Origin of the sequence: Acinetobacter sp. ANC 5045 (assembly GCF_004331005.1) — a bacterium.
Classification (GTDB): domain Bacteria; phylum Pseudomonadota; class Gammaproteobacteria; order Pseudomonadales; family Moraxellaceae; genus Acinetobacter; species Acinetobacter towneri.
Genome location: NZ_SJNS01000005.1, coordinates 69009 through 94841 on the forward strand (window position 1 = coordinate 69009; position 25833 = coordinate 94841).

The 25833-nt window shown below is 41.3% G+C and carries 26 protein-coding genes and 1 tRNA gene; 5 read left to right on the top strand and 22 right to left on the bottom strand.

What is annotated here, in order from left to right:
- The first annotated feature begins 431 nt into the window (after window positions 1-431).
- Window positions 432-1136 carry an SIMPL domain-containing protein gene (locus tag E0H79_RS06070; RefSeq protein WP_096901090.1) on the top strand — a complete coding sequence of 235 codons (705 nt, stop codon included), beginning with the start codon at window positions 432-434 and terminating at the stop codon, window positions 1134-1136.
- A 101-nt stretch (window positions 1137-1237) separates the two neighbouring features.
- Here the strand turns inward: E0H79_RS06070 and proB are convergent, their stop codons facing one another.
- Genes proB through E0H79_RS06085 form a run of 3 tightly spaced genes read right to left on the bottom strand, consistent with a single transcriptional unit; the run spans window position 1238 to window position 3848 of the window.
- The gene (gene proB, locus E0H79_RS06075; protein ID WP_004971685.1) at window positions 1238-2371 is read right to left on the bottom strand and encodes a glutamate 5-kinase; all 1134 of its coding nucleotides are present in this window, start codon (window positions 2369-2371) and stop codon (window positions 1238-1240) included.
- A 27-nt stretch (window positions 2372-2398) separates the two neighbouring features.
- Window positions 2399-3613, bottom strand: a complete 1215-nt coding sequence (cgtA, locus tag E0H79_RS06080; protein ID WP_004971687.1) for an Obg family GTPase CgtA — start codon at window positions 3611-3613, stop codon at window positions 2399-2401.
- A 46-nt stretch (window positions 3614-3659) separates the two neighbouring features.
- Window positions 3660-3848: a hypothetical protein gene (locus tag E0H79_RS06085; RefSeq protein ID WP_131261149.1), complete on the bottom strand. Its 189-nt coding sequence runs from the start codon at window positions 3846-3848 to the stop codon at window positions 3660-3662.
- Here E0H79_RS06085 and E0H79_RS06090 point away from each other — a divergent pair.
- Window positions 3829-5025 carry an MFS transporter gene (locus E0H79_RS06090; RefSeq protein ID WP_131261150.1) on the top strand — a complete coding sequence of 399 codons (1197 nt, stop codon included), beginning with the start codon at window positions 3829-3831 and terminating at the stop codon, window positions 5023-5025. The genes E0H79_RS06085 and E0H79_RS06090 overlap by 20 nt on opposite strands.
- 64 nt (window positions 5026-5089) lie before the next feature.
- Here E0H79_RS06090 and E0H79_RS06095 read toward each other — a convergent pair whose 3' ends face one another.
- The 5 genes from E0H79_RS06095 to uvrB form a co-directional block, all read right to left on the bottom strand.
- Window positions 5090-5452 (bottom strand): winged helix-turn-helix transcriptional regulator, encoded by a 363-nt coding sequence (locus E0H79_RS06095; protein ID WP_004971692.1) that lies wholly within the window; start codon window positions 5450-5452, stop codon window positions 5090-5092.
- Between the two features lie 217 nt (window positions 5453-5669).
- The gene (locus E0H79_RS06100) at window positions 5670-7127 is read right to left on the bottom strand and encodes a glyceraldehyde-3-phosphate dehydrogenase (RefSeq protein WP_004971695.1); all 1458 of its coding nucleotides are present in this window, start codon (window positions 7125-7127) and stop codon (window positions 5670-5672) included.
- 268 nt (window positions 7128-7395) lie between these two features.
- On the bottom strand, window positions 7396-8316 hold the full coding sequence (gene rarD / locus E0H79_RS06105) for an EamA family transporter RarD (protein ID WP_004971698.1): 921 nt from the start codon (window positions 8314-8316) through the stop codon (window positions 7396-7398).
- Window positions 8317-8493: 177 nt separating this feature from the next.
- On the bottom strand, window positions 8494-9093 hold the full coding sequence (locus E0H79_RS06110) for a lipocalin family protein (RefSeq protein ID WP_004971700.1): 600 nt from the start codon (window positions 9091-9093) through the stop codon (window positions 8494-8496).
- Between the two features lie 170 nt (window positions 9094-9263).
- Window positions 9264-11291: an excinuclease ABC subunit UvrB gene (uvrB, locus tag E0H79_RS06115; protein WP_104851763.1), complete on the bottom strand. Its 2028-nt coding sequence runs from the start codon at window positions 11289-11291 to the stop codon at window positions 9264-9266.
- Between the two features lie 252 nt (window positions 11292-11543).
- On the opposite strand from uvrB, the gene E0H79_RS06120 reads away from it, so the two are divergent.
- A complete protein-coding gene (locus E0H79_RS06120; protein WP_131261151.1) occupies window positions 11544-12332 on the top strand; it encodes a hypothetical protein in 789 nt (262 codons plus the stop codon).
- A gap of 57 nt (window positions 12333-12389) precedes the next feature.
- Here the strand turns inward: E0H79_RS06120 and E0H79_RS06125 are convergent, their stop codons facing one another.
- A complete protein-coding gene (locus E0H79_RS06125) occupies window positions 12390-12569 on the bottom strand; it encodes a hypothetical protein (protein ID WP_004971707.1) in 180 nt (59 codons plus the stop codon).
- Between the two features lie 218 nt (window positions 12570-12787).
- Between E0H79_RS06125 and E0H79_RS06130 the strand changes: the two genes are divergently transcribed.
- The gene (locus E0H79_RS06130; RefSeq protein WP_131261152.1) at window positions 12788-14023 is read left to right on the top strand and encodes a pyridoxal phosphate-dependent aminotransferase; all 1236 of its coding nucleotides are present in this window, start codon (window positions 12788-12790) and stop codon (window positions 14021-14023) included.
- Between the two features lie 199 nt (window positions 14024-14222).
- On the opposite strand, the gene E0H79_RS06135 is transcribed toward E0H79_RS06130, so the two are convergent.
- Entirely contained in the window at window positions 14223-15050 is an 828-nt protein-coding gene (locus E0H79_RS06135) for a DMT family transporter (protein WP_096901096.1), read from the bottom strand.
- A gap of 139 nt (window positions 15051-15189) precedes the next feature.
- A complete protein-coding gene (locus E0H79_RS06140; RefSeq protein ID WP_131261153.1) occupies window positions 15190-15648 on the bottom strand; it encodes a hypothetical protein in 459 nt (152 codons plus the stop codon).
- A gap of 250 nt (window positions 15649-15898) precedes the next feature.
- On the opposite strand from E0H79_RS06140, the gene E0H79_RS06145 reads away from it, so the two are divergent.
- Window positions 15899-15974: transfer RNA gene (locus tag E0H79_RS06145), tRNA-Asn, on the top strand.
- Between the two features lie 281 nt (window positions 15975-16255).
- Here E0H79_RS06145 and E0H79_RS06150 read toward each other — a convergent pair.
- The 11 genes from E0H79_RS06150 to E0H79_RS06200 form a co-directional block, all read right to left on the bottom strand.
- The gene (locus E0H79_RS06150) at window positions 16256-16909 is read right to left on the bottom strand and encodes a tRNA-(ms[2]io[6]A)-hydroxylase (protein ID WP_004971715.1); all 654 of its coding nucleotides are present in this window, start codon (window positions 16907-16909) and stop codon (window positions 16256-16258) included.
- A 39-nt stretch (window positions 16910-16948) separates the two neighbouring features.
- Window positions 16949-17674, bottom strand: a complete 726-nt coding sequence (gene pdxJ / locus E0H79_RS06155) for a pyridoxine 5'-phosphate synthase (protein WP_026438307.1) — start codon at window positions 17672-17674, stop codon at window positions 16949-16951.
- Window positions 17675-17685: 11 nt separating this feature from the next.
- On the bottom strand, window positions 17686-18399 hold the full coding sequence (recO, locus tag E0H79_RS06160; RefSeq protein WP_171458215.1) for a DNA repair protein RecO: 714 nt from the start codon (window positions 18397-18399) through the stop codon (window positions 17686-17688).
- 8 nt (window positions 18400-18407) lie between these two features.
- Entirely contained in the window at window positions 18408-18608 is a 201-nt protein-coding gene (locus E0H79_RS06165; protein ID WP_019837686.1) for an NF038104 family lipoprotein, read from the bottom strand.
- 22 nt (window positions 18609-18630) lie between these two features.
- On the bottom strand, window positions 18631-19659 hold the full coding sequence (era, locus tag E0H79_RS06170) for a GTPase Era (protein WP_004971721.1): 1029 nt from the start codon (window positions 19657-19659) through the stop codon (window positions 18631-18633).
- Complete coding sequence (rnc, locus tag E0H79_RS06175) at window positions 19656-20357, bottom strand: ribonuclease III (RefSeq protein WP_004971722.1); 702 nt, start codon at window positions 20355-20357, stop codon at window positions 19656-19658. The genes era and rnc overlap by 4 nt, the downstream gene beginning before the upstream one ends.
- Window positions 20329-20700, bottom strand: a complete 372-nt coding sequence (locus E0H79_RS06180) for a DUF4845 domain-containing protein (RefSeq protein WP_004971723.1) — start codon at window positions 20698-20700, stop codon at window positions 20329-20331. Before E0H79_RS06180 ends, rnc begins: the two co-directional genes overlap by 29 nt.
- A 24-nt stretch (window positions 20701-20724) precedes the next feature.
- On the bottom strand, window positions 20725-21552 hold the full coding sequence (gene lepB, locus E0H79_RS06185) for a signal peptidase I (protein ID WP_004971724.1): 828 nt from the start codon (window positions 21550-21552) through the stop codon (window positions 20725-20727).
- A 21-nt stretch (window positions 21553-21573) separates the two neighbouring features.
- A complete protein-coding gene (gene lepA, locus E0H79_RS06190; RefSeq protein ID WP_004971725.1) occupies window positions 21574-23391 on the bottom strand; it encodes a translation elongation factor 4 in 1818 nt (605 codons plus the stop codon).
- Between the two features lie 309 nt (window positions 23392-23700).
- Window positions 23701-24156: an acyl-CoA thioesterase gene (locus tag E0H79_RS06195; RefSeq protein ID WP_004971726.1), complete on the bottom strand. Its 456-nt coding sequence runs from the start codon at window positions 24154-24156 to the stop codon at window positions 23701-23703.
- Between the two features lie 167 nt (window positions 24157-24323).
- Window positions 24324-25706 (bottom strand): Do family serine endopeptidase, encoded by a 1383-nt coding sequence (locus tag E0H79_RS06200; RefSeq protein WP_131261155.1) that lies wholly within the window; start codon window positions 25704-25706, stop codon window positions 24324-24326.
- Window positions 25707-25833 lie beyond the last annotated feature (127 nt).

Consider the following 25833-nt stretch of genomic DNA (forward strand, 5'->3'; position numbering starts at 1 on the left):
TCGGTGCTTTTTTGATCTAGCGAGATAGAGTTTTGTTCTTCAAGACTAGGAAGCGGGATAATACCTAATTTTTCTAGAAAATAAACAGGTTTAACCCAAATATTGCCTAATTTCATCGAAAAAACATATCTTGCAGATGATTCGATTGAATTATCATCTTACATTGTGACAAAGGAAAGAAAATTTAACTCTTTCCACTTCCTTTATACGTTTTTTTGCACAATCTCTCAAGTCATGCAGCATTTATTTTCAAAATAGTATAGATCATTATTTTTATTGAATTTTATAAATGCTTTTTTGCTGCAATTTTTAACGCATATTTTACAAAGCCACCACAAATTCAACTAAAAATCCTCACAAAGCAAAGTTACTATTTAAATCAATTCAAACGCTTTTCATAAATCCTGATCCCCTGAATAATAGGTCAAAATATGCGCTTACTTTCTCTCGCTGCTACCCTGTTGGCTGTTGGTGCTGCAAGCACTGCTTTTGCCCAACAAAATGAATCTTTAAATTACAATATCGTCAATGTTCAAGCCGAAGCTACACGCGAAGTTTCAAATGATCAAATGCACGCTGTGTTATATATTGAAAAAAGTCACAAACAACCTGCTGAACTTGCATCACAAATTAACCAGTTAATGAGCCAAGCCATTGCAACTGCACGTAAGTATCCACAAGTGAAAGTTGAAACGGGCTCACAAACCACCTATCCAATTTACGACAATGACAGTCGTAAGTTAAAAGAATGGCGCGGTCGTGCAGAGGTACGGGTACAAAGTACCGATTTTAAAGCAGCAAGCCAATTGGTGAGCGAGCTACAACAAAACTTTCAGACCCAATCTATTAATTTTAGCGTGTCTGATGCACAACGTAAAAAAGTTGAAAATGAGTTGATGGTCGAAGCATCTAAAAACTTTCAACAACGTGCGCAAATGTTAAGTCAGGCTTGGAATAAATCGGGCTATAACTTGGTAAACTTGAACCTAAACACCAATTCTTATTTCCCGCAGCCTGTTATGCGCGCAAGCATGGCAAAATTTGCAGTCGCAGAAACGGCTGTAGCTGATCAAGATATGGCAGCAGGTGAATCTAAAATTACAGTCAATGCAAATGGAACGATTCAGTTTAAATAAACCTGAAGCATGACATGAATTGCTTAAGTAATAAAAAACCGCTTGGATATTCCAAGCGGTTTTTTTTGATAACTTCAATTGAATGATAACTTACAGCATCATCAATAAATCGCTATGTGATTGCGATGGATCATCTCCAACGAACGTGCCTCGCCTAACACCTGATGCACTTTGTCAGAAGCCAAGCCTTTGACCAAATCTGCAGAACGTGAACTAAAATTAACACGTCCCACAGCGACACGATGACCTTGTGTATCTACACACTCCACCACATCGCCACGTTCAAAATGCCCTTCTACCGCTTTTACACCCACAGGCAATAAACTGCGATGATTTTCTTTAATGGCTTTGACTGCGCCATCATCAATCACCAAACGTCCTGCCGTTTGTAAATGTGCCGCCAACCACTGTTGATGCGCTGCAATACGGTCATTGTCAGTAATGAACAGTGTACCCAACATTTCGCCCGCCATTAAACGCGCAAGCACGTTGTCACTTTCACCACTGGCAATTAAAGTTGGACAACCCGATTTAGCCGCTAAACGCGCTGCACGGACTTTGGTCAGCATGCCGCCGCGCCCGAACTTGCCGCCACCACCCGCCATATCAAACAGACTTTCATCCAAAGCACGTACAGTATGGAACAGTTTTGCGTTTGGATTAGAACGTGGGTCGGAGTCAAACATGCCTTGCTGATCGGTCAAAATAATCAACAAATCTGCATGTACCTGCCCTGCCACCATCGCAGCCAAAGTGTCGTTATCACCAAAGCGAATTTCGTCAGTAGACACTGTGTCATTTTCATTAATGACTGGTATCACGCGCCATTCAATCAGGTTTTGCAATGCATCGCACGAGTTTAAATAACGACGACGATCTGCCAAATCATCATGGGTTAATAGGACTTGTGCAGTTTGAATCTGGTGTTTTTCCAGCACACTTGACCAAGTTTGAATCAAGCCCATTTGACCAATGGCAGCGCATGCCTGAAGACTGGGTAGATCGGTGGGTCGATGCTCAAGTTTCATTCGCACCATACCTTCAGCCACAGCTCCCGATGACACTAAAATAATTTCGTGTCCAGCATTGTGTAGATCTGCAATTTGTCCCGCCCAATGCGAGATTGCATCCAAATCTAAACCTTGCCCATTGGCTGTGAGTAAAGATGATCCGATTTTAACAACGATTCGTTTACAACCCTTGAGCTGACGTTGCCCATCTACCACTTCTATCATCTTGTCCTCAGTCACTTTTTGTAGCGCTTAGCGTACGTAGTACACTTCTACTTCGCCATCTTCACCATCATCGTCTTCGTCGTCATCGCCCAACATACCTGCAAGACGTTGCTGACGGCGCATCTCACGATACGCTTCTTTCGCGGCAATGGTTTGTTCACGTGTTTCAGCTTCCAGCTGATCACGGAATGCTTTCATTTCTGCTGCGTACTCAGGATCTTCAACTTCGCGTTCACGTTGTTGCTCAATTTGATCCATCAAGTAATACACCACTTGCTGTGTACCTTCAGACATTAAGCCTGAAGTTTTGAACACAGGACCATCCCACTGCAATTCTTCAAGAATGTGTTTACACCATTCTTCACGTGAATCTTCAGGAAGTTGATCAAGTTTATTCAACACCAACACGATTGGTAACTTTGCCAAAGTTGGAGAGAATTTTTCCAACTCTTGCAGAATTGCTTTGGCATTGTACGCAGGATCAGAACCATCAATAGGTTGAACATCCACAATGTGCAGTAAAATACGAGTACGCGCCAAGTGTTTCAGGAAGCGAATCCCCAAACCTGCGCCTTCTGCTGCACCTTCAATTAGTCCTGGAATATCTGCCATGACAAAAGAACGATGACGATCTGCATCCACCACGCCTAAATTTGGCACCATGGTGGTAAATGGATAGTCAGCAACTTTTGGTTTTGCCGCAGACACGGCACGAATAAAGGTCGATTTACCCGCATTTGGCATGCCCAGCAAGCCTACATCGGCAAGGACTTTCAACTCCAGACGGATTTCACGAAACTCACCTTTCGTACCATGCGTGAATTTACGTGGTGTACGGTTGGTAGATGATTTAAAGTGAGTATTCCCTAAACCACCATCACCGCCTTGAGCGACCAATACTTTCTGACCGCTTTCGACTAAATCTGCAATAATATCGCCAGAGTCTGTATCAACAATGGTTGTGCCCACTGGAACGGTCAAAACGACAGATTCACCACCACGACCTGCACAGTTTGCGCCCGAACCGTTTTTACCACGTTCAGCGCGAAATTTACGGGTATAACGATAATCTACAAGGGTGCTTGCGTTGTCGTCGGCTTGAATAAAAATACTGCCGCCACGACCACCATCACCGCCATCTGGCCCACCAAATGGTACAAATTTCTCTCGGCGAAAACTGGCTACGCCATTGCCACCGTCGCCAGCCTCTACGGTAATGACTGCTTCATCAACAAAGCGCATCTTGCCAATCCTCTAAAACTTTAAAAGCCGTATATTCTGCCATATTTTAGAGAATTTCTCGAATTATATTTATGCAATCGTATGCGTAGATGCTTTTTATCCTTGATTGTTCAAAACACTCATTTCTTTTAGCAATGATATGATCGTTTTTTCTTATTTCTCCTTCGCCATCTAAGTTCTTATAGTGCTTTAACCCTTGTTTGCTTTCTGCCGCCATGTCTAATGCTGTTGCCACCACAACCACGCCTGCTTTATCGCCTAAATTTATTTTACTCATGGCAACCGCCTGTGGCTTGTGTGCGGGATCGGCATATTTTAATCAGCCTTTAATTTATTCAATTGAAAAAAGTTTAGGAATTAGCACCAGTCAGGCAGGCTTTGCTGTGGTTTTGGCACAAATAGGCTATGGACTAGGTTTAATGTTACTCGTGCCTTTAGGTGACTTGCTAAATAAGCGTATATTGATTGTCAGTCTGATGGTTTTTGCTGCGTTTTCGCAAATTTTGCTGTCTTTTAGCAGCAATTTAGCCATGCTGTATTTCTTTACCGTATGTGCCACTTTTGGTGCGATTTCTGCACAAGTGCTTATTCCATTTGCATCTAGCATCAGTCCACCTGAATCGAGTGCTGCCATTGTCGGCAAATTGATGAGTGGCTTGGTAATGGGGATTATTTTATCGCGCACTTTCGCGGGTTTTGTATCGACCTATTGGTCTTGGGAAGCTGTCTATTTCAGCAGCGGCATCATCACCCTACTTTTTGCAGGCTTAATGTGGACAAAACTTCCCTCTACAGCTGCCAATAAAAATTTGACTGTGGCAGGCATTTATCGTTCTTTAATTCAGTTGGCTATAACCCAACCACATTTAATTCGTAGAGCGTGCGCGGGCGCTTTGGGCTTTGCCATTTTGTCCTTGGTTTTTACTTCCATGACTTTTGTTTTAGCCAATCCGCCTTATTATTTTAGTGATTTTCAAATTGGGCTTTTTGGTTTATTGGGTGTGATTGGAATTTTCTCGTCAAGTTGGTCGGGTAAAACGGTCGGCAAAGGTCGTGAGAATTTTGTCGCAATATTATGTATTGGCTTGATGTTGTTTTCTTGCATTCCACTCTTTTTTGCACAGCAGAATATTGTGGCTTATGCCGTTGGCGTATTGATGAGTTATTTTGGTCTAACTGCTTTTCACGTATTGAATCAAAACTTGGTGTACCGAATTGATGCCACCGCACGTTCCCGCATTAATGCGGTATATATGACTATTTATTTTTCAGGTGCAGCACTTGGTTCACTGACGGCGGTCTACGCATGGCAACACCGGGGCTGGATGGGTTGTGTTGTCAGTATTTTGGTATTTGCCATCGGGATTTTGCTGATTGATCGTTATGATTTTTCACATCGACGCACTATTTAATCATCCAGAATGTGCTTTGGAGTAGGAACATCTACAGCGACTTCCCTAAAAGATGAGTAATCCATTAGTGAGAAGATTGCTGTGAAGTTTCAGGCAAATGCTGTTCTAAATACTCAATCAGTTGATTCACTCTTGCTGCAATTTGTGAGCCTTCAAAAGTGAGTTGATATTCCACTTTAGGCGGCACCGTTGGGTAAACTGTACGTAAAATTAACCCATCTTGCTCAAGAGTTTTCAGGGTTTGCGCCAGCATTTTTTCACTCACCCCTTCAATGCGCTGTCTTAGCTCACTAAAGCGGTGCAAACCTTCGCTTAAACAATGCAACACCAACATTGACCATTTATTGGCTAAATGTTCTAAACGAATCCGTGATGGACAATCTTTAGCAAGGACTTGCCCGAGTAAGTGACTGGTTGCATATTGCATAACGGTATCCTTCTGTTATTTCTATTGTTCAGGCTTTGAAAGCTTGAAAGCAAAATCAAATCTACTTACTTTTTAGCATAGACTTTATTTTGGTAAGTTTAGGATAGCGTATTAGGTGGAAATTTCAACACTCATCCTTATATTTAAGAATGAAATAAATGCAAAAAAAAGAGCTTCATTTGAAGCTCTTTTTGATTTTAAATTCTGTATCTACAAATTATGCATTTGTTTCAGCAGGAACTTTAGGATAGCTTACGCCGCCCATTTGTTCAGCAATACGCAATACTTGGCAGCTATAACCCACTTCGTTGTCATACCAAACGTAAGCAGTTAAACGGTTGCCTGAAGTAATGGTTGCTTGCGCATCAAATACACCTGCAGTACGCGAACCAATGAAGTCACTTGAAACCACTTCAGTCGAGTTGGTATAACCAATTTGACCTTGAAGATTAGAGTGAATTGAAATTTGACGAATGTATTCGTTCACTTCTTCGCGATCTACTTCTTTCTCAAGCGTTAAGTTCAAGATTGCAAGTGATACGTTTGGCGTTGGAACACGTACAGAGTTACCTGTTAATTTACCTTGTAATGCAGGCAATGCTTTCGCCACTGCTTTTGCTGCACCTGTTTCGGTAATAACCATGTTTAATGTTGCTGCACGACCACGACGATCTGCCTTGTGATAGTTATCAATCAAGTTTTGGTCGTTAGTGAATGAGTGAACAGTTTCAACGTGACCATTCACAACGGTGTACTTGTCATGCAACACTTTTAAAGTTGGTGTAATCGCGTTTGTTGTACAGCTTGCCGCAGAAATGATGGTATCTTCATCAAGAATGTCAGCTTGGTTAACACCGTAAACCACGTTTTTCATGTCACCTTTACCAGGTGCAGTTAAAATTACGCGTGCAGCGCCTGGGCATTGAAGGTGTTGTGCAAGACCTTCTGCATCACGCCATTTACCCGTGTTGTCAATCACTAATGCATTGTTGATGCCATAAGCCGTATAGTCTACTTCAGATGGGTTAGATGCATAGATCACTTTAATGAAGTTACCATTTGCGATAATTGCTTCATTTTCTTCATCTACAGAAATAGTGCCTGCAAATGGACCATGAATAGAGTCGCGACGCAATAAAGACGCACGTTTTTCTAAATCACCATCAGATGATTTACGTACCACAATTGCTTTAAGGTTTAAGCCACGGCCAAGACCAGATTGACCAATGATTAAACGCGCAAGGATACGACCAATACGACCAAAACCGTAAAGTACAACATCTTTGCTTTCTACAGTTGTTGGATTGCCCGCTAAAGATTTCACAGCGTCTGCAACAAATGCATTTACATCGCCGCCTTTTTCTTTATATTCAACAGCAAGTTTACCTAAGTCGATTTCTGCTGAACCGATGTTGTCTACTTTTGCCAAAGCTTCAAGCAATGGGAAAGTGTGAACAACTGAAAGTTCTACGTCCATCATACGAGTACGACGGTGTGCTTTCAAAATTTGAATCACAGAACGGTTAACTAAAGAACGACCAAAAACTGAAACCATGATATTTTTTTCACGGTACAACTGACCGAGTAAAGCAATCATACGTTCCGCGATTTCTTCACGGTTTTTCCAGCGACCTTGGTGCTCTGCGTGTAGGGCGATGATAGTCTCTTTGCTCACAGATACGTCCTCTAATTAATTGTATATCTAGGCATGAATTTCAAAACCCGATAATTGTAATGGAATTGTCGTCAAGATTGAATCAAAAGCTGGTACTGACCCGAATATTTTCCTATATATTCACTATAAATTCATAAAATAGTTGTAATTATTTTTGTGATTTTAGTTTTTTCAACAAAAGTTCAATTTTTTAGACGAAAAGGAGGATGATGCCAAACCTCATTATCCTCTTGGAAATTTGAATATCTCACCATAACGACGGCTTTTATTATTCAGATGACTGTTGAATTTTCCGCTGTAAATCTTGCTGATTCATTTTTTGCTTTCTTAAATGCAAGCACCCTTCAACCACCAATAATGCAACTGCCAACCAAATTGGGATATAAGTCAGCCATTCCCCTGCTTCAACTCGTTCACCTAACAACATAGACACAAAAGCCAACAGCACAGGTTCTAAATAACTCAGTAAACCAAAAATCACAAAAGGCAAATGGCGGCTGGCCAAAATATAACTGCCAAGTCCCAATGCACTTAAAAAGCCCAATCCAAGTACCGACCAAATTAAATATGGAAAAGCTGCGATGACATTTACACTGTCACTATAATAAAAGCCTAAATATACCGCGACAGGAATAACTAGCAGTAAATCCCACCAAAACCCGCCCAAGTGATCGGTTTGAAAGACCCGACGTAAAAAGAAATATAAAGGATAGGCAAATGCCACATATAAGGTTTCCCACGCCACCGTGCCAATGCGCCAGATTTCATGACTGACACCTAGCACGGCTAAGGCAACTGCTGCCATCTGCCAAGTCGATAACTTTTCTTTATATAGCACACAGCCAAGCAAAACCATGATCAAAGGCAATAAGAAATAACCCAAAGAAACCTGCAAACCACGCCCGTTAATCGGCCCCCACAAAAATAACCACAATTGCGTAGTGCATAAAAAAGAACTAAAAATCAGCCAAAGTATGAATTGTGGTTGTTGTTTGAGCCGCTGAAAAATCGCGGAAATATGTTTTAAATCTCCCGACCACCACATAAACAAAGTTAGGAATGGCAAAGTTGCCAACATACGCCACGCAAAAGTTTCTTCGCTGTCTAAAGGTTTGAGTAATTGGGTATAAAAATACAGCACCCCAAAAGTGACCGATGCTAAAACCGATAGTGCAATGCCTTTATACATCCGACTCTCCCCTATATCAGTCGGCATTATACTCATATATACGTTGTTTTAGAGATTGATCGAATGTTCAAAATTTAAAATGACAGGATATAAAAAACCACGCAGCTTTTGCGTGGTCAATTGGTCTGCATACGTTTGTCTGCTTATATCTATAAGTAGCTCTGGAGCTGCTGCAACTTAGTCTGACTTTTTAGTTTGCGTATGTCTGGTATAAATCACATCACTTAAGTCATAACCGAGTGATTTGGCATAGTTCAGATATTCAGTCACGACAGCCTGATCAGGATGCGGCGTACGTGAAAGTACCCATAAATATTTACGGCGTGGTTCACCCACCAAGGCAGTTTGATAGTCATCATCTAGCTTTAACACCCAATAATCACCACGCCCTACAGGCAACCAACGAATGACTTCAGGTAAAAAGCTAACTTTGAGTTTGCTGTTAAAAGGCGCATTTTGTACAAAAGCTTCGCCCAAAGCACGCATTTGTTTGCCATCTTTTGCAATACAACGGTTATCCACCTGCACATTGCCATTTTCATTCAATGTATATGCTGCTGTTACATTTGAACCGCATTTGTTTTGGAAATATAAAGGCTTTCTTGCAACCTCATACCAAACGCCTAAATATTTATCTAATTCGACTTTTTCTACCGTTTTCATCGGTTCATTGGTTTTGGAATATGCCATAGTCGCAGCACCCAAACCAATCAGCACCACACCACCAAGGGCAATTTTGGCAAGTCGCGCACCTGCAAACGGAAGTTTTTTAGCCATTGTCCCAACCTCTAAACTCTAATGTTCAGTCAATTTTGTTTATCTTCTTCAAAAATAACCGCAAGCATTTCAATTTACTGTATGGATATGTAATTTTTGCAACTCAAATTTTACATAGCAAGTTTAGTATGCAAACTCGCACTTACACTGACAGTGCAATTCGCCCCAATTTAGCCAGATTGCAACATTTGCGCTTTTAAACGCAAAATTTCATCACGTAAACGAGCCGCTTGTTCAAATTGCAGTTCTTTAGATGCTTTCAACATCTCTTTTTCAAGTTTGGCAATATGTTTGGCATACAGTTTAGGATCAGCCAAAATGTGCTGTTCATCGTCACTTAAAGCACGGCTTTGTGCATTGATTTTTTCATCAATTTGCTCATCGTTCAGCACTTCACCTGTGTCGATTTCTTTAATCACCTGACGCACTGCACTACGTGGAGTAATGCCGTGCAATTCATTAAATTCAATTTGTTTGGCACGACGACGCTCTGTTTCATCTATCGCCTTTTGCATTGAATCGGTAATGCGATCTGCATATAAAATTGCTTTACCTTTCAAGTTACGTGCTGCACGTCCAATGGTTTGAATCAACGAACGTTCTGAACGTAAAAAGCCTTCTTTGTCGGCATCTAAAATTGCCACTAAAGACACTTCAGGCATGTCTAAACCTTCTCGTAACAGGTTAATGCCAACCAAGACATCATGCACGCCTGTACGTAATTCGTGAATAATTTTGACGCGTTCTACGGTATCAATATCAGAGTGTAAATAAGCCACTTGAATGCCGTATTCTTTTAAATACGAGGTCAAATCTTCAGCCATGCGTTTGGTTAAAGTGGTGACCAACACCCGCTCATTCAATTCTTTACGCAAATTGATTTCAGACAGCACATCATCCACCTGCGTTAACACAGGACGAATTTCAATTTCTGGGTCAATCAATCCTGTTGGACGCACCACTTGCTCTACAATTTGTTGCGATTTTTCCAACTCATATTGTGCAGGTGTAGCGCTCACATAAATTGTGGATGGGACGATGCGCTCCCATTCTTCAAATTTCATTGGACGGTTGTCTAACGCACTAGGTAAACGGAAACCATAATTCACCAAGTTTTCTTTACGTGATCGGTCACCTTTATACATCGCGCCAATTTGCGGAACGGTCACGTGCGACTCATCAATAATCAGCAAGGCATCATCAGGTACATAATCAAACAAAGTGGGCGGTGCTTCGCCTGCAGGTCGTCCAGACAAATGTCGTGAATAGTTTTCGATGCCGTTGGTATAGCCCAATTGCTGCATCATTTCTAAATCATAGCGGGTACGTTGTTCTATGCGCTGCGCTTCTAGCAATTTGTCATGTTCGCGAAAAAACACCAAACGCTCTTTTAGTTCTTCTTTAATGGTACCAATCGCACGTTCCAAATTATCCTTAGGCGTAACATAGTGACTTTTAGGATAAATAGTCACGCGCGGCACTTTACGCACCAATTTGCCTGTTAATGGATCAAACCAACGAATCGAATCGACTTCATCATCAAATAATTCTATGCGAATAGCATGCTGATCAGATTCAGCAGGGAAAATATCTAAAATTTCACCACGAATACGGTAAGTACCGCGCAAAAACTCTAGCTCATTACGGCTATATTGCATTTCCACCAAACGACGGATCAAATCATCACGATTCACCCGATCACCTTGCACCACATGCAGCAACATGCTCATATAAGCATTGGGGTCACCCAAACCGTAAATTGCAGATACCGATGCGACAATAATGGCATCACGACGCTCTAGCAAAGCACGTGTGGCCGAGAGTCGCATTTGGTCAATATGATCATTAATAGCCGCATCTTTTTCAATAAAAGTATCGGAAGATGGTACATAGGCTTCAGGCTGATAATAGTCATAATAACTGACAAAATATTCGACTGCGTTGTTCGGAAAGAACGCTTTAAACTCACCATACAACTGCGCTGCCAGCGTTTTGTTATGTGCCATGACAATGGTCGGACGCTGTGTTCTGGCAATCACATTGGCCATGGTATAAGTCTTACCTGAGCCTGTAACCCCAAGTAATAGCTGATCATGATAGCCCTGTTCTATCCCTTGAACCAATTTTTCAATGGCTTGTGGTTGGTCACCCGCAGGTTGATAGTTGGTGACTAAATCGAAAGGTTGCTTATCACTCACAAATGCAGCTCTCAGGTTTGATGCGACCTAATATTTTAGCAGATTTGCCTACACTCAGGACATCCGAATATGTTGTGGCGATGTTGCGTAGCTACAAAGCCATTGCTCGGTTTTAATTCTGTAGTGGACGCTGTTAGAACGAAGATGTGCTACGACTAAATTGAGCACGGGGAAACTGCTTTAAGACTTGACCCACTGGCTATTCAAAGGCAACATGAAATTTCAGGACGACAACCATAAAAGCACACATTCATGACTTACCAATATCACGACGAATCAATTATCAAAAGCCTCCCTGAAGATACTGTTTTCGTATTTGGCAGTAACATGGCAGGACAACATGCAGGTGGTGCAGCACGAACAGCCAAAGAATTTTTTGGTGCCGTTGAAGGCGTCGGGCGCGGTTGGGCAGGACAAAGTTTTGCCATTCCAACCATGAATGAACATTTACAACAAATGCCACTATCGCAAATTCAGCACTATGTGGATGACTTTAAAATCTATGCCAAAAACCATCCTAAAATGAAGTATTTTTTAACTTCAATTGGTTGTGGTATTGCAGGTTATACGGTTGAAGAAATTGCCCCTATGTTTAAAGGCATTGCCCATAATGTGATTTTTCCTGCGTCGTTTCGTCCTTTTGTCGAAAAAGCATTGCCTAAACTAACGCAAAAATTACTACACACCATTTACCGTGATTCTGTGATTTTTACCCCTGCCACCGATGAATTAATTGAAGTCTTGGCATTGAGCGATAATGAAAAAGCCTTGGCTAAAATCATATTGAATACACAAATGTACCCAACTGACAGCAATGGGCGTGATCGGGTCTTTGAAATTCAGGATATTTTGCACAACTTAAATGGTAAGGTATTCGAGTTCCAAAATAATTCAGAAGGCCCAATGCTATTTGGTGCAGCGATTTTGGCTTTATTGGAATTGTATAATATCAACGAGCAAGATTTTAGCTATGTATGGCATGGCGTACGTGAAATCTCGCCGCCAAAACCTGCCAACAAAGCGCGTAAGCATGTTCGTTAATTTCAATACTTTTAAATCCCCATCAATAAAAAATGCCACGTAATTGTGGCATTTTTTTTAGCGCTTACCCATCGAACGACGAGTACCACGTGGCGGTGGCCAAGTCTTATCGGCATATTGCTCAGGTTTAGGACGCACTGAATTATGTACCGCCTGATCATTATCCTGCGCTGTATTTGGCATTGGGAATGGGAGATTCACCAATGGTTTTTTTGAAGTAGGCTGCTGCTTACTCATGACCATCACTCTTATAAAATTTGGACTATTTTAAAGTTTTTTGCCGCCCGATGCGAGAAACTTCCACCTCACAGCAGTTTTAATCACGATTTCATAGGAAATTGGTCTAATTTGGTGATTTTTTATTAATTTGATGCAATTTTAAACGACGCAGACATCGAATTTAAGCTAAGATAATATGCTTTTTATTTTTTTATCCCTATAAGAAGGAATATGCCGTGGACGTACGTCTCTCTGATCGTGTCAATGCCATCAAACCGTCCCCAACACTTGCAGTAACCAATAAAGCCGCTGAACTTAAAGCTGCGGGTCATAACGTTATTGGTTTGGGTGCAGGTGAACCGGATTTCGATACACCACAACACATCAAAGATGCAGCTATTGCAGCAATTAATAACGGTTTTACAAAATATACTGCTGTTGACGGTACGCCTGGTCTTAAAAAAGCCATTATCGCAAAATTAAAACGTGACAATAATCTTGACTACCAAGCGAACCAAATTTTGGTGTCTTGTGGTGGTAAGCAATCATTCTTTAACTTGGCGTTGGCTTTGTTAAACAAGGGTGATGAAGTGATTATCCCTGCACCGTTCTGGGTAAGCTATCCAGATATGGTGATTATTGCTGAAGGCGTGCCAGTCATTGTGGAATGTGGTGAAGAACAACGTTTCAAAATCACGCCTGAACAATTAGAAGCTGCGATCACTGACAAAACACGTTTAGTGGTGTTAAACAGCCCATCTAACCCTACAGGTATGATCTACACCAAAGCTGAATTAGAAGCTTTGGCTGCTGTACTACGTAAATACCCTGAAGTATTCATTGCATCTGACGATATGTATGAACCAATCCGTTGGGATGATGAGTTCTATAACATCGCAACAGTTGCACCAGAACTTTATGACCGCACAATCGTATTAAACGGTGTGTCTAAAGCTTATGCAATGACTGGCTGGCGTATTGGCTATGCAGCGGGCCCTGCTAAACTGATTGGTGCGATGAAGAAAATTCAATCTCAATCGACTTCTAACCCAACTTCTATTTCACAAGTTGCTGCAGAAGCTGCATTGAACGGCCCACAAGACGTACTTGAGCCAATGGTTGAAGCATTCAAACGCCGTCATGACTTAGTTGTAAATGGCTTGAATGACATCAAAGGTATTTCTTGCTTACCTGCAGATGGCGCGTTCTATGCGTATGCAAACATCAAACCATTAATTCGTGCGAAAGGCTTAAAATCTTGCACAGAATTCTCTGCTTGGTTATTGGAAGAAACTGGTGTTGCCGTTGTTCCTGGTGATGCGTTCGGTTTAGGTGGTTTCATGCGTATTTCTTATGCAACTGCAGACGAAGTACTTGTAGATGCGCTTGCACGTATCAAAAAAGCTGCTGAATCAATTGAAGGTGTAGATGAAGCGATTGCTTCAATCGAAGCTGAAAAAGCTGCAAAATAATCTAAACCTGTTTAGATGAACAAAACCCACGATTGAATCGTGGGTTTTTGTTTTTAATTGCGTTTTTTCACTCATCATTTTTCCTCATTTCTGAGGAGAGAGATCACAAATAACGCTTTTAAAAAGCCTCAAGATCATTTCTTGATTGATATAAAAATTCCAATACAAAAAAATCAAAACAACAGCAATCTAAACAGTTTTATACACGAGGTTTGGTTAAAATCACCATCAAAATACCACACAACACGATCAAGGTTGCCACGACCATCAACAGGGTGAGTTGTTCACCTAAAAAAATCACACCGCCTAAAATCGCCAAACACGGTACAGAAAGTTGCACAGTACTTGCGGTAATGTGATCAATTTTTTTCACAATGCTGTACCACAACACATACGCGCCAGCCGAAGCCAATGCACCCGACAACACTGCCAAAACCACACCCTGCCAAGTGATAAAACTTTCAGGTAAATGCCAAAGAAAAAATACAGCAACAAGTGGTGTCGCCAGAATGAAATTAGATAGAGTATTGGTTAAAGCATGCTGCATCGTCTTTGCAGCAATACTGTAAAAACCCCATGCAATACCTGCCAGTAACATCATCAATGCATATTTGAACGTTGGCGTACTGGCTTCAGGCAATAGCAACAAACCCATCCCCAATATAGCACAACCTAACCCGACCCAGCGCGGCAAAGTCATACGCTCACCATGCAAAATCGCATAACTGATCATGGTGATTTGCACTGCGCCAAATAGAATCAATGCGCCTATGCCTGCGTCTATATGCAAATATGCTAACGAAAAACCGAGCAGATATACAGCAAGGCTGAGTGCAGATTTCCATTGGAATTGAATTGGTTGTTGAACCTGCAAAACAGCATAGAACAGTCCTAAGCACACTGCTCCACTGCCAACCCTGAGCAAACTAAAACTAATAGGGTCAATTTGCTGTTCAGCCAATGCCAAACGACACAGCAAGGAATTTGCAGCAAATGCGAGCATGGCAATGCATATTTTAATCCACACGGCTGAATATCCTTTTCAAGCTGTTCGCAAATCTTTATCGCAGTTTAGAACACTATTTTAGTGCAAGTCATTTCGCTCAATTCAATACAAATCTATTTGGCTGAAATGATAAATCATCTTAGATTAAATACTATTTAGATTAGATACTGTTTTTCAATGCTGCGATCAACTCTGATTTAGACACTACAGGTTGAGTTGTCGCTTTATATTCACATAAATAGCGAAAAGCAGAGTCTAATTCTACACGCAATTGTTTTTGTTCAGACACAGACCACACGCGTGAACGGTTGCTCCCCGAAAGCGCACTACCCGCCAGTTGGTACAAATATAAATCATGATCACGCTGTAATGGTTTTTTGGTGCCGTTGTCTGGATGGTCTGAAAGCAATTGGCAGGTCGATTGAATGAGCCATTTTTCACTAAACCACAACTTCAATAAATCGCCCAAATACAAATCTTGAGGTGCCAAAGGCCAGACATGAATAAACGCGCCTTCTACAGCAGTGTAGTATTGTTCAGGCGTAGACAAGATAGAAAGATAATGTTCTTGATAATAAGAAAATTGAGAAAAAATGTCAGAAATGCTGAGCGTATTCATTCGCTTACTCCGATTTAGCCATTTTAGTGCTGGCAAGTTGGGTTAAATCCACACTGTTTAAGATGCTACTTAAACGCTTTGTTCTGTCACTCAGACTAACAACCGATTTTGTGTAACGCAAGTCTTGTGGGTGATTTTTTAATAAAATTTTGTTTTTTGTTCAAATAAAAAGCATATAAAGTCAAAATGAAAGAAACATGACAATTTATGCTTGACCCTTGCTTAAATCTGCTTATAATCGCATTCAGATTCTCCCATAGCTCAGTCGGTAGAGCGACGGACTGTTAATCCGCAGGTCCCTGGTTCGAGCCCAGGTGGGAGAGCCAAATTCTAAAAAGCCCAAGCATAACGACTTGGGTTTTTTATTGCCTAAAATTTATGGATGATGTGGTCTGTAAATAACCAAGCAGCGATTCATGCCTTAATCGTTCAAAAAGATGAATGTAACTGTTTTGGGCAATTCAGCTTAATGTAATTCCTAATCTTAGCCTTGATCATTTCTAAGTGACTTAGGCAACAATCCACAATCAAAATACCTAAGCAATAACTTGATTGATAAAAAAACGGAACCGAAGTTCCGTTTTCTATCTTAGATCATCTACAAGTTTTAAGCGGCTTGCACAGGCACACCACTATGAAAACGGAACAGATCATCTGGACTTAAAATAAGATTCTTTTCCACTTCACGTATATGCTGAATTCGCCCCTGAATATCTTCTTCAGGGTTTTTCAGTTTTGCTGTTTTTGCTACATCCAAAGCCAGTGCCAAATAATCTTCATAATGCCGTGATTCTGATTTCAGTAAATAACGGTAATACTTACCTAATTCTTCATCTACCAATGGCGCAAGCGCATAAAACCGCTCGCATGAACGTGCTTCTACAAAGGCACCTATCACCAAAACATCAATTAGTGCTTCAGGTTCATAGGTACGGATTTCTTTACGTAAACCGCCTGCATAACGCCCTGCACTTAAACCCTGCCACATTTGCCCACGCTTTGCCATGAACTCTAGCACCTGCTCATAATGCAGCATTTCTTCGCGTACCAACTGTGCCAGTTTGACCTGCAAATCGGTAAAAAAGCTGTAACGAAACATCAGATTCATGGCTGTGCCTGCTGCTTTTTTCTCACAGTTAGCATGATCTTGCATCAAAATATCTAAATTATTTAATGCTTCGTTCAACCATTCTTTGGGTGTTTCGCAGCCTAAAAATGCTATCACAGGCTGCATCAATTCATCATAATTTATGCTGGACATAACGTTTCAAATTTTATCTTTCAATTTTAAATATGCAGATTAACGCGCTGCATCAATCGCAGCTTTCATGCGTTTAACAGCCTGTTCCAAGCCGACAAATACAGCATCACCAATTAAAGCATGACCAATATTTAACTCATGGATGTGTTGAATAGCGGCAATTGCACCTACATTGTCCAAGTTCAAGCCATGCCCTGCATTAATCACTAAGCCACGGCTAGCTGCATATTCTACGCCCTGAACAATACGGGTCAATTCGGCTTGCTGTGCAGCTTCATTTTCTGCATTGGCATACGCGCCTGTATGAATTTCAATGGTCGGTGCACCACATGCAACGGCCGCATCAATTTGTGCAAGATCTGCATCAATAAACAGTGACACATCACAGCCAATTGCTGTTAATTCCTGAGTAGCGGCCTTAACTGCTGCAAAATTGCCTACTACATCCAAACCACCTTCAGTGGTTACTTCTTCACGGCGCTCAGGTACCAAACATACATGCTGTGGACGAATTTCTTTGGCAAACTCGATCATTTCTTCAGTAACTGCCATTTCCAAATTCATACGAGTTTTTAGCAACGGACGCATACGACGCACATCATCATCCTGAATATGACGACGGTCTTCACGCAAATGCAAAGTAATCCCCTCTGCACCCGCCTGTTCACAAACTAATGCGGCCTTCACAGGGTCTGGATAGTTCGTGCCACGCGCTTGTCTTAAAGTTGCCACATGGTCAATATTGACACCGAGTAAAGCCATAATAGATTCCTAAATTACGCTTGGGTTTGAGAATTCTGAATCCACAATTGGCGACTTTTTAAGGGTCGATCACCCAACAGTGAACTAATCATTTGTCGATACAGCCGAGACAGTAATTGTAACTGCTCTGGATTAAAATCCCTACCTTTTTCATAGTCGCACATACTCAGGATCTGTGCGCCAAGCAAATTTGCTCGTGATACTTGCGCGGTGGGGATAAAACCATCATTCAGTTGAAAATGATAATGTAGATTGGGCTGAATCGGCTCTTGGTTCGCATCGACTGAAAAATCAATCCCATAGCCTAATTCTTCCAATAAAGTATGTTCAAACTGACGCAAAATTTGTCTTAAGAATAGATTGGGATTTTCTTGACTAGATAAGTGTTGTAAATGCGCCAAAGTCTGGTGATATTGCACAAAAGTTTCTGGCATTTCCACTTCGGCAGAACATAAGCGCAGCACGATTTCATTTAAATAAAAGCCTGAAAAAAATGCATCACCAAAGAAGAAAACCGGTTGATTGACAATTTCCAGCTTGGTGAAATTTTTAAGGTCTGATTTTCCCGAAGCTTGTATGCGAATCGGTTGATATTGTGGCGGTGGCATTTGTCTTAAAATACCATGAACCCGCCCATGTTCGCGGGTAAACAAGTGCACAATATGGCTACGTTCGCGGTATTTTCGATGATGGATTAAATAACCATGCAAGATTTCATTACGCATGATAGCGTCAATTAATCCTGTTCTTTAGAGGATTCTTGTTTGGATTTTTCTTCGTCATCACCATCTGGAATGACAGCACCAACTACAGCAGCAGTGCCTTTCACCACACCCTTTGTAGTTTTGTAGGCAACTTTTACGGGAACTGTCACAACTTTGTGAATACAACCTTGCAAGACAAACATACATGCCACAATGGCCAACACTTTCATCATCACAGTTCCCTTTTCGTCAAACTTAGATATCGCTATATCCTAAGCTTTTTAATGCACGTTCATCATCAGACCAACCACCTTTGACTTTCACCCAAAGCGTCAGCATGATTTTTTGCTCGAACATTTTTTCCATGTCGACCCGTGCATCCATACCAATTTTTTTCAGCTTCGCGCCTTTTTCACCAATCACAATGGCTTTTTGACCAGAGCGATCTACAAAAATAGTGGCATCAATATAGGTACATGGTGCTTTCATACGACCCGTTTTTTCATTTAAAACCGCATCTTCAGTTTTAAATGATTCGATTTGCACGGTTAAATCGTAAGGCAGTTCTTCGCCCAATTGGCGCATGATCTTTTCACGGATAATTTCAGATGCCAAGAAACGTTCTGAACGGTCTGTGATTTGATCTAGCGAATACAACGGTGGCTGGAATGGCAAATAGCGTTCAATCGTGTCACGCAAATGATCTAGGTTCGCGCCGCGCAATGCCGATACAGGTACAATTTCGGCAAAGTTCATTAACTTGGCACGTTCTTGAATAATCGGCAAAGCCTGATTTTTATTCTCAAAAGTGTCGAGTTTGTTAATCACCAGAATCACTGGCATTTCTGCATTTTTCAGCTTTTCTAGGACTAACTCATCATTTTGCGTCCATTTTTGTGCATCCACCACAAACAAAACCAAGTTCACATCACGCAAAGCAGATGATGCAGCACGGTTCATCATTTTGTTGATGGCACGGACTTCTTTTTTATGCATCCCTGGTGTGTCTACAAACACAGCCTGAGATTTTTCACGTGAATCAATTCCCACAATTTTGTGACGTGTGGTTTGCGGTTTACGTGAAGTAATGGATAGTTTTTGACCCAATAAGTGGTTCATGAGGGTCGATTTACCCACATTCGGGCGACCAACAATCGCAACAAAACCACTGCGGAAATCAGATGGAATTTCAGTTCCCTGACCGCTAAAGAATTGGTTAATTAGGTCATTGGCGTCGTTATTCGACTCGTGATCAGCATCTACGTGATCGGAATGGATGGTCATTCAGACTTTTGCTCCAAGAATTTTAAAATATCTGCCGCAACTGCCTGCTCGGCAAAGCGACGGCTCGAACCTTCACCCTTCATTACAGGTAAGCTATCGACTCGGCATTCCACAATGAAATGCTGATTCGGTGCATCGCCCTGAATATCTACAACCTCGTAAACCGGGAGAGGTTTTTTACGTGCTTGTAAATACTCTTGTAAGCGTGATTTAGGGTCTTTGAGTTGATCAGTTGGCTCAATATGATCTAAATAAGGGCTGTACCATTTTAGCACAATCGTTTGCAGCAAATTCAAATCACCGCTATCGACATAAATAGCGCCAATAATCGCTTCTACGGTATCTGCCAGTATAGACTCACGATGATGACCGCCAGATTTCAATTCTCCCGTACTGAGAATTAAATTTTGGCTGAGCTTTAAATCATTGGCAATTTTGCCTAAGGCTTCCTGACGTACCAGTGTTGCCCGCATGCGCGTTAAACGCCCTTCATTTTCATGTGGATAAGCCACATATAAATAATTGGCAACAATCATTCCCAATAACGAATCGCCTAGAAATTCCAGACGTTCGTAATTGTGTTTATGACTCACCGAGCGGTGAGTCAAAGCCAGTTTAAGCAATTCAGGTTGCTTAAACTGATAACCGATTCGGCTGGCTAGACGGGTCTCATTTAGCTTGGACTGAGCTTTGATCAAAACTTTTCTCGAACTTCATTACAATATCAATATTCAATAAGAAAGGTTTTCTTATTTCATATTCTTTTTTCACTTCTAAACCATCTACGTTGGTCACTTGAGCTACATCTGCAAATTTAATATCGCGAATGTTGTTCATGCTTAAACGCTTGTCCATTTCACCAATAAACTTTTGTGGTGATAGGTTTTTTGGCCCATTCAACAATTGCTCTTCAATTTGATTGTCCAACATTCGATCATCGAAATATGGTCCCCAAACCGCAATTGCCACTTTTGCCATAAATGCAAAACCAATAATTGCAATTAAAATTGCAATATAGGATGCCCCTTGTTGATGACGCATTTTTTATTTTCCTAATCTGCTGTATTAATCAATTTTGCCGTTACGACTAAATGACGGCAAATTAAACCCAGGCTCTTTATGCATCCACACATAGAATGCACGACCTGTTAGGTTTTCCTCTGGTACAAAACCCCAAAAACGACTGTCAGCACTTTGATCGCGGTTATCCCCCATCGCGAAGTAATGACCTTCAGGTACTTTGACTTCCCAATATAAACCATTTTCTGCTGAATATTTACCATTGTCTACATAGTTCAGGAATGGTGCCTGACGCGCCACGTTTACACCTTCAAGCTCGCGCATGGTAAATGTATGCGCCCCTAAAGTTTCCTGATGGTAAATTGAAGTAGGTGTATCTAGACTGTCTTTTTCACGGCTAAACTGGATTGGGGTTTTCGTTACTTTCTCGCCATTAATGCTCAGCTGACCATGATCATAAACAATATGATCGCCTGGTAAACCGACAATACGCTTAATATAACTAATGCTTGGTTGTGGTGGATAACGGAACACCGCAACTTCGCCACGCTCAGGCGAACCCACATCTATAATTTTGCTGTTAATAATTGGCAAACGCACGCCATATTCAAACTTGTTCACCAAAATAAAATCGCCCGTTTCTAAGGTTGGCACCATAGAATCTGACGGAATATTAAATGGTTCATACAGGAATGAACGCAGTACCATCACCACTGCCAAAACAGGCCAAAAATCATAAGCCCATGTGATAATGAAGTTTTCATTGCCTCGCCCTTTCGTTGCTCTTTGCTTAAATACAAATTTATCGAGCAGCCACACCGCAATAAAAAATAATGTGGCAGGAACGAGAATCAAATTAAAATCAAAATCCATGGGTTTATTATCCTTATAATTTTAGCGTTCGACTTTAAGTACAGCTAAGAAAGCTTCTTGCGGGATTTCAACACTTCCCACTTGCTTCATACGTTTCTTACCTTCTTTTTGCTTGGCAAGTAGTTTCTTCTTACGAGAAACGTCACCGCCATAACACTTCGCAAGTACGTTTTTACGCATCGCTTTCACGGTTGAGCGCGCAATAATTTGTGCACCAATGGCAGCCTGAATAGCCACATCAAACATTTGACGCGGAATCAAGTCTTTCATTTTTTCAACCAAGGCAATACCACGGTGACGTGCATCCTGACGGTGACAAATCATCGCTAAGGCATCAACTTTTTCACCGTTAATCAGTACATCTACTTTAACCAAAGATGAACTTTCAAAACGCACAAAGTTATAATCTAACGATGCAAAACCACGTGAACATGACTTCAATTTATCAAAGAAATCCATCACGACTTCTGCCATTGGAATTTCAAAAGTAATAGACACTTGGTTACCCAAGAATTTCATGTCTTTTTGCACACCACGACGCTCAATACATAGGGTCATGACGTTACCCAAGTATTCTTGCGGCACTAAAATATGACATTCCGCAATCGGTTCACGCAAATCTTCTACAGTTGAACCATCAGGCATTTTAGATGGACTGTCGATATAAACCGTTTCGCCATTTTTCATCACAGCTTCATAAATAACCGTTGGAGCTGATGAAATTAGGTCTAAATCGTACTCACGCTCTAAACGCTCTTGTACGATTTCCATGTGCAACATGCCCAAGAAACCACAACGGAAACCAAAGCCTAAAGCATCTGAACTTTCAGGTTCAAAGAACAAAGCTGAGTCGTTAATTTGTAGTTTGTGCAAGGCTTCACGGAACGGTTCAAAGTCGCTGGCATCAATTGGGAATAAACCTGCATAAACCTGCGGCTTAACTTTTTTAAAGCCTGGTAAGGTTTCTACTTCTGGTGTAGTTGCGAGTGTGATGGTATCACCCACTGGCGCACCAAAAATATCTTTAATACCAGCAATAACAAAGCCAACTTCACCTGCTTCCAAAATACCTGTTTCGGTATGTTTTGGATTAAAAATACCAACTGAGGTAATAATGTGCGTTTGACCTGTCGATTTCATCAACATTTTATCGCCTTTACGCACGCGACCTTGCTTGATACGTACCAGCGACACAACGCCCAAATAGTTATCAAACCATGAGTCAATAATTAAGGCTTGCAATGGCGCATCACGATCACCTTGTGGTGCAGGAATGACATTCACCAAGGTTTCTAATACATTGTCGATGCCTAAACCTGTTTTAGCCGAACAGGTGGGTGCATCTTGCGCTTCGATACCAATAATTTCTTCAATTTCATGAATCACGCGCTCAGGTTCTGCCTGCGGTAAATCAATTTTATTCAGTACAGGTAAAACTTCTAAGCCTTGCTCAATTGCGGTATAGCAGTTTGCAACTGATTGCGCTTCTACCCCTTGTGCCGCATCGACTACCAATAGCGCACCTTCACAAGCTGCCAAAGAACGTGATACTTCATAGGAAAAGTCAACGTGTCCTGGGGTGTCAATGAAGTTTAACTGGTATTCCTGACCATTTGGATGGTTGTAGTATAAAGTCACTGAGGTGGCTTTAATGGTAATCCCACGCTCACGCTCAAGCTCCATAGAATCCAACACCTGAGCTTGCATCTCACGATCTTGTAAACCACCACAGGTTTGAATGAAACGATCTGCTAGAGTCGATTTACCATGGTCAATATGGGCAATGATCGAAAAGTTACGGATGTTTTTAATATCAACAGTTTTTTTAGCTTGCGCCATGGGTTACCTTGAAAAATAACACGCTCTGCACCTCAAAATTCATGCAGAGCAAAAGCCGAATAGAAATTGCGAAGGATTATAGCAGATGGATTTTTCAATGTATCCATAATAATGACTTCCTTTTGCAGCCTCACGCGTTTTTCTTTTTATTCGAGAGTTTCAGGCTTTTTATGCAGAGATGTGTGTCGTAATTAAAGTGAGAATTGAAGAATACTTCATGCTATTTGAAACAGGTGAATACCCTCTTTAACAACATCGACAGCAATAACATGCAGCAACTTTCAATGACGCTACACTTGGTGCTTCAACTCATCTTAATGAATCATACTCACTAAAATCCAACGGATTCACATCAGCAGCAAGGGGTTGATAGGCTTGCGTAAATGTCGGTGACATGCGTTTTGGACGACCTGTAGCAATTTCCACACAAGCCCATTGTGTATTGCCCATAAACAGCAGACTTTTATCTTGAGGGCGATAAAACGCATATTGGCGGAATGAATACAACGCATTCAAATCACTTAACCATGTACGCAAAATCAGCTCCTCACCTTCGAGTGCCGCTTTACGATATTGCACATGATGTTCCACCGCCACCATCGCATGTTTTAGTTTTAAGTATTCCAGCACCCCTAAACCTAATGTTTCGATATGTGCCGATGCTACATCCTGCATCCACTGCACATACACCACATTATTTACATGCCCTAAAATATCAATATGTTCTGGCTGTACGGTGATTTTTAAATCAAATATGCTGCTCATGTCATCCTTTTAACTAAAACGGCGATGTCGGTCTAGTCTAACAAAAATACCGAGTTACATAAAAAAGTCGCCCTAATTCAAGAGCGACTTCCTTAAAATAAGTGGCTATTTAAAGTTTAGCAAGATTCTAAATTTTAGATAGATTTACGATTTTATGCCACATCAACTTATTGAATACGCATGCCAATAATCGCACGTTGCCCTTGACGGATAATCACCACACGCGCAATTGTACCTTGTTTCAAGGTAGATACTGTTTCAACAAATTGGTTGGCATTTTGGATGGTGGTGTTATTCAGTTGCACAATCACATCACCTGGCATAATACGTGCCTGAGCTGCCGAACCACCACGACGCACTTCCTGAATCAACACACCGCCTTTAATATCTAATTGGCGTTGTTCTGCAACGCTTAAATCACGAATCGACACCCCTAAAACAGGGCCTTTGGCTGCGGTATCAGGGTTGTTTTTGGCAGGCGTGTCGTCAGGTGCTGTGCTCACCGTAGCGGTAATATTACGGCGTTTATCATCGCGTAATACTTCAAGCTGAATACTTTGATTTGGCACTGAACGGTTTAAATAGTTCAACAATTCAGACGTTCTGGAAATAGGTGTGCCGTTGTATTTAAGAATCACATCGCCCGCGCGCAAACCTGCACGTGCCGCAGGTGAGTTTGGTGCAACTTGAGTAATTAATGAACCTTCAGGCTTACTGAGTTTATAAGATTCTGCCAAATTGCGGTCAATATCTTGCAAACTCACCCCTAAATAAGAACGAGTCACTTTACCGTTACGCTTTAACTGATCGGCAACATCCATGGCAACATCAATAGGAATGGAGAATGACAAGCCCATATAACCACCCGTACCACTAAAAATACGGGAGTTCACGCCGACCACTTCACCGCGCTGGTTAAATAGTGGCCCGCCTGAGTTACCTGGGTTAAGCGCCACATCGGTCTGAATAAATGGCACTGAAGTTTCACCCATCATATTACGCATTTTGGCACTCACGATTCCTGCCGATGCAGAATAGTCAAAGCCAAATGGTGAACCAATCGCAAGTACAGGCTCACCTACACGTAATTGATCGACATTGCCTGTACGCAGTTCTGGATAACTGCTGCCCTGCACTTTTAATAACGCGACATCGGTACGTTCATCACTACCCACGACAGTTGCATCAAGTTCACGGCGGTCATTCAGTACAATGGTAACTTTAGAAGCATCTTCAACAACGTGGTGATTGGTTAAAAGGTATCCATCTTTACTGATAAAAAAGGCACTGCCGTAACCTGTTTTTTCTTGTGGAATTTGCTGTTGAGGAATAATCACTTGATTGCCAAAAAAACGGCGTAAAATTTCTGGAACTTGTTGTTGTAAGAGTTCTTCCTGACTCATTTTTTTGACAACATTGACACTCACCACCGCAGGACTAACCTGCTCAACCAAATTAGAAAAGTCTACTGGTGGTGCTGCTTGAGTCTGCACAGTTGCCATAGTAAAAACAGCCGCATATAAACCTTTTTTTAAGTTGCGATTTTTCATAAATAGCATTCACTCAATAATAATTATGACTTTGAACTCACCTTATTTAGCACAAAATAATAGGCTTTTGCGTAATAAAATGTTGAATCTTTTTCAATTACGGTTTGGCAGGCACTGTGGAGGATAG